Source organism: Trebonia sp. (genome assembly GCF_049794275.1).
Lineage (GTDB): Bacteria > Actinomycetota > Actinomycetes > Streptosporangiales > Streptosporangiaceae > Trebonia.
This window is the reverse complement of record NZ_JBARCR010000291.1, coordinates 1-5,323: the sequence shown is the minus strand read 5'-3', so window position 1 is coordinate 5,323 and position 5,323 is coordinate 1. Positions and strand designations below refer to the sequence as shown.

Annotated in this window: 4 protein-coding genes; all 4 read right to left on the bottom strand. The window is 70.3% G+C overall.

Translation table 11 applies throughout. The annotated features are described in order from the left end of the window. Positions 1–197 precede the first annotated feature (197 nt). Positions 198–569, bottom strand: coding sequence for a DUF4233 domain-containing protein (locus WA805_RS08225; protein ID WP_422287524.1), 372 nt, complete (start codon positions 567–569; stop codon positions 198–200). Further along, on the bottom strand, positions 566–2,023 hold the full coding sequence (locus tag WA805_RS08220) for a bifunctional folylpolyglutamate synthase/dihydrofolate synthase (protein ID WP_425242032.1): 1,458 nt from the start codon (positions 2,021–2,023) through the stop codon (positions 566–568). The genes WA805_RS08225 and WA805_RS08220 overlap by 4 nt, the downstream gene beginning before the upstream one ends. A gap of 101 nt (positions 2,024–2,124) precedes the next feature. Continuing rightward, positions 2,125–4,737: a valine--tRNA ligase gene (locus tag WA805_RS08215; protein ID WP_425242031.1), complete on the bottom strand. Its 2,613-nt coding sequence runs from the start codon at positions 4,735–4,737 to the stop codon at positions 2,125–2,127. Between the two features lie 26 nt (positions 4,738–4,763). Next, positions 4,764–5,323: hypothetical protein (locus WA805_RS08210; RefSeq protein ID WP_425242030.1), on the bottom strand; the 560-nt coding region annotated here is incomplete at its 5' end.

Below are 5,323 nucleotides of genomic sequence, written 5' to 3'. Positions count from 1 at the left end.
CCGTCAGGCCGCCGGGGCGCCGGTCCGCCGCCGCCGCGACACCCCTGATCGCCGCCGCGGCCGCGAAGAGGCCCGCCACTTTGCAGCCCAGGTGACCAGAATTCGCCTCGAATGGCTGCCAAAAGTGGTCACCGCGGCTGCAAAGTCAGCGGAAGTGACTGCTGTTACTGGCGGGCGCCGCGCGGGGCGGGAGGGGGTCAGGGGGCGGGCGTTGGGGCGCCCTGCCTGGCGGACTCCTGCTCGCGGAGGCGCTGGGCGGATTCGACTTTGCGGGCTAGCCAGATGCCGGTGAACCATAGCGCTGCGAAGATCACGCCGAGGACGTACATCGCGGGGATCATCACGCCGGAGGCGATCACCAGGAACTGCAGCACCGAGCCGGCGTACAGCGCCCAGCCCATCCGGGGCCGTCCAACGACGCCTGCCAGCAGGATCGCGAGCAGCGCGAGCCCGCCGCCGACCAGCGCCGCGGTGCCGCCAGAGATGTGCCCGAGGACCTTGGCTGGCACGATGGCCAGCAGCAGAATGACGGCTTCCATGCCGAGGACGGTGCTGCACAGCCGCCTCATGAGAGGTCTCCCACCGTGAACGAGTGCCTGGACGGCGTATCCGGCGCGGGCGGAGGCACGTCCGGCGGGTCGCCGGGGACGAGCAGCCGCCGCGCGTCGCCCGCCGTCACCACCGAGCCGGTGACGAGGACGGCCGCCGAGCCCGGCAGCTCGTCCCCCACCTGCTCATCCGCCAGGCCGACCGCCGCTTCGAGGGCGTCGTCGAGGCGGTCATGCACAAGCACCCGGTCCTCGCCGAACACGTCCCGCGCGACTTCGGCCAGTTCCCCAGCGGGCATCGACCTCGGCGAGGAGTTGGCCGTCACCACGATGTCGCTGAGCACCGGCTCGAGCTCTTCGAGCACGCCGGCCACGTCCTTGTCCTCGCTGACCGCGAGGACCCCGATCACCCGCGTGAAGTGGAACGCCTCGGTCAGCGCCCGCAGCGTTACCGCCATCGCCGCCGGGTTGTGCGCCGCGTCCGCGATCACTGTCGGGCTGCGCCGCAGCACCTCGAGCCGGCCGGGCGAGCTGACCTTCGCGAATCCGGCCCGGACCAGGGCCGGGTCGAGCGCCGCCGAGCTCAGCGAGGGTGCGTCGCCCGCAACAGCTTCAGCAACCCCGGCGAACGCCTCCACGGCCGCCAGCGCGCACGCGGCGTTGCTCGCCTGGTGCTCCCCGAACAGCGGCAGGTACACATCCGGGTACGTGCCCCGCAGCCCCTGCAGCACGAGCTGCTGGCCGCCGACCGCCATCTCGCGCGCCAGTACGCCGAACTCGATCCCCTCGCGCGCGACGGTCGCGCCCACCGACGCGGCCTGGGCGAGCAGCACTTCGGCGGCGGCGAGCTGCTGCTGCGCCAGGATCGCGACCGCGCCGGGCTTGATGATGCCGGCCTTCTCGCTCGCGATCGCCTCGAGCGTGTCGCCCAGGTACTGCATGTGGTCCATCGCGACCGGCCCGATCACCGCGACCGCCCCGTCGGCGACGTTCGTCGCGTCCCACCGGCCGCCAAGGCCGACCTCGATCACCGCGACGTCCACCGGCGCGTCCGCGAACGCGGCGAACATCATGCCGGTCAGCACCTCGAAGAACGACAGCGGCGCGGGCTGCCGCTCGTCGGTCAGCTGGACGTAGGGCAGGATCTCGTCGTAAAGCTCGATGAAGCGCTCGGCGGACAGCGGCACGCCGTCGATGGTGATCCGCTCCCGTACGGAGATCAGGTGCGGCGAGGTGAACCGGCCGGTGCGCAGCCCGCGCTCGCGCAGCAGCGAGTCGATCATCCGCGCCATCGACGTCTTGCCGTTCGTGCCGGTGACGTGCACGACCTGGAAGGAGCGCTGCGGATCGCCGAGCAGGCTGGTGAGCATCGCGACCCGGTCCAGCGTCGGGTCGATCTGATGCTCAGGCCGCCGCGCGAAGATCTCGTGTTCTACCTCGCGCAACCGCTCGTCTATGTCAGCCACGTCGTTCAGCCTACTTCCCGCTTATAGCGGTGGGTCGTCGCGGGCCGAGGGGTAGATTCTCGCCGGCAGTCCTTCGGAACACCGGCGAGAATCTCCCCTCTGTCCCGCTCCTACCCAGGCAGAGTGGTCAGGCGGGTTTCCAGCCTTGCGATGTCCGACTCGGCGGCGGTTAGGCGCTGGCGCATCTTCGCCACTACGTCGGCTGGGGCCTTTGCGGTGAACGACTCGTTGCCTAGCTTGGCGGATGCCTGCTGGGCTTCCTTTTTCGCCGCGGTCAGGTCCTTTTCCAGGCGCCTGCGTTCGGCTTCGATGTCGACGGTGCCCGCTAGGTCGAGCTCCACGGTGACGCCCTCGATCGCGAAGGACGCGGAGACGGCGAAGCCGGCCTCTGGCGGGGTTAGCCGGAGGAGGGTGCGGATTGACTCCTCGTGGGGGGCCAGCGGGGTCGATTCGATTCCCGTGAGGCGAGCCGGGACTCGCTGGCCCGGGCGCAGGCCCTGGTCAGAACGGAAGCGGCGGATCTCGGTCACCAGCCGCATCAGCGAGGCGATCTCGGCCTCGGCCGCGGGGTCGCTGAACTCATAGGATGGCCAGTCCGCCACCATCACCGAGTCCTCGCCGGTCAGCGCGCGCCACAGCTCGTCGGTGACGAACGGGATCACCGGGTGCAGCAGGCGCAGCATCTGGTCGAGCACGAACCCGAGCACCCGCCGCGTCGTCTCGGCCGCCCGCTCGTCGCCCGAGGCCAGCGGCACCTTGGTCAGCTCCAGGTACCAGTCGCAGAACTCGTCCCAGGCGAAGTGGTACAGCGCCTCGCACGTCTTGCCGAACTCGAACTGCTCGAGCAGCCCGTCGACTTCCGCGATCACGGAGGAGAGGCGGGAAAGGATCCAGCGGTCCGTGGTACTGAGGTCTTCGATTCGGAACGGGCCCGTGGTGGCTCCATTGAGCAACGCGAACCTGGTGGCGTTCCAGAGCTTGTTGCAGAAGTTCCGCGAGCCGGCCGCCCACTCCTCGCTGATGGAGGTGTCGCTGCCGGGGTTGGAGCCGCGGGCAAGCGTGAACCGCACCGCGTCGGCGCCGAACCGCTCGATCCAGTCCAGCGGGTCCACCGTGTTGCCGCGGGACTTGGACATCTTCTTGCCGTACTGGTCCCGCACGAGGCCGTGCAGCACGACCGTGCGGAACGGGACCGCGTCCTGCGGCGGGCGGTCGCGCATCGCGTACAGGCCGAACATCATCATCCGCGCGACCCAGAAGAACAGGATGTCGTAGCCGGTGACCAGTGCGCTCGTCGGGTAGAACGTGCGCAGGTCCTGGGTGTCGTCCGGCCAGCCGAGCGTGGAGAACGGCCACAGGGCGGAAGAGAACCACGTGTCCAGGACATCGGGATCCTGGGTCCAGCCCTCCGGCGGAGTCTCGTCGGGGCCGAGGCAGCGCACTTCACCGTTCGGACCATAAAAGACCGGTATGCGGTGTCCCCACCAGAGCTGCCGGGAGATGCACCAGTCGTGCATGTCGTCCACCCAGGCGAAGTAGCGGGCGTTCATCTCCGACGGCGACAGCCGCGTCCGGCCGTCGCGCACGGCGTCGCCGGCCGCCTTGGCGAGCGGCGCGACGCTCACGAACCACTGGAGGGACAGCCGCGGCTCGACCGTCGTGGAGCAGCGGGAGCAGTGCCCGACCGCGTGCGCGTACGGGCGGACCTCCTTTACGATCCGGCCGTCCTCGCGCAGCGCGGCGACGACCGCCGGGCGGGCCTCTAACCGGTCCAGGCCCTGGAACGGACCGGGGACGGTGATCACGCCGTGCTCGTCCATGATGGACAGGCTGGGCAGGTTGTGCCGGCGGCCGATCTCGAAGTCGTTCGGGTCGTGCGCGGGGGTCACCTTGACCGCGCCGGTGCCGAACGCCGGGTCGACGTGCTCGTCGGCCACGATCGGGATGCGGCGGCCGGTCAGCGGCAGTTCGACGGTCTTGCCGATCAGGTGCTTGTACCGCTCGTCGTCCGGGTGCACGGCGACGGCGGTGTCGCCGAGCATGGTCTCGGCCCGGCTGGTCGCGACCACGATCGAGTCGGGCCCATCACCGTAGCGGATCGAGACGAGCTCACCCTCGTCGTCGGTGTGGTCCACCTCGATGTCGGACAGGGCGGTCAGGCAGCGCGGGCACCAGTTGATGATCCGCTCGGCGCGGTAGATCAGGTTGTCGTCGTACAGCTGCTTGAAGATCGTCTGCACGGCGCGGGACAGCCCCTCGTCCATGGTGAACCGCTCGCGCGACCAGTCCACGCTGTCGCCGAGGCGGCGCATCTGGGACAGGATCTTGCCGCCGTATTCGGCCTTCCACTGCCACACCCGCTCGACGAACGCCTCGCGGCCCAGGTCGTGGCGGGACAGGCCCTCCTTGGCGAGCTCCCGCTCGACGACGTTCTGGGTGGCGATGCCCGCGTGGTCCATGCCGGGCAGCCACAGCGTGCGGTAGCCCTGCATGCGGCGGCGCCTGGTCAGGGTGTCCATCAGCGTGTGGTCGAGCGCGTGGCCGATGTGCAGCGAACCCGTTACGTTCGGCGGCGGCAGCACGATGCTGAAGCTCGGCGCGGCGGGGTTCTCCTGGGCTTCCGGCGTGAAATAGCCGGCCTTCTCCCAGTGCTCGTAACGGCGGGTCTCCACCTCGGCAGGCGCGTACTGCGAGGAGAGCCCTTCTGGTTCGCGTGTGGTCACACCAAGTGAGTTTACGGCGTGCGCCGTCAGGACTTAGCCGCTTCGGCGTCGGCCCTGAAGTTCACGGTGTCCTGGGCCGCCTTCGGCTGGTCGGTGACGTTCTCCGGGGCGCCGGTCGAGGCGAAGAACTCGGTGACGCCGAGCGTGGTGGTGGTGACCCACACGCACACCGTGCCGCCCGGCGTGCCCGCCGAGGGGATGCAGGCGAGCTGGCCGCCGTGGGTGCCGGCCGGGTAGGTCTGACCGCCCTGGCCGACCTGGCCCAGGCTGGCGAGCACCTTGGCGGGGTTGAACGTGCCCTCGTACCCCGCGAAGCTCATCACCTGGCCGCTGGACAGCTGGTAGTAGCCGGAGACGTGGCCGGTGACCTTGCCGCCGGAGTTGACCGCCTGTTCGCTGACGGATTGGGCGGTGGCCGTGGCGGTGCTGGTGACCGAGCTCGGGGCCGTCGCCAGCTTGGGGTAGCCGCCCGCGGTGGCGGGTGTGCTCAGCGTGTAGGCCGTGCCCGTCGCGGGCGGGGCGGCCTGCCCGCTGGCCGGGTGGCTCGCGCTCGGGGTGGTCCGCGGCGCCGTGGTCGGCGGCGTGC

Excerpts from the sequence above, each read along its gene's own strand:
- WA805_RS08225 (WP_422287524.1), bottom strand. The coding sequence starts at position 569 with ATGAGGCGGCTGTGCAGCACCGTCCTCGGCATGGAAGCCGTCATTCTG.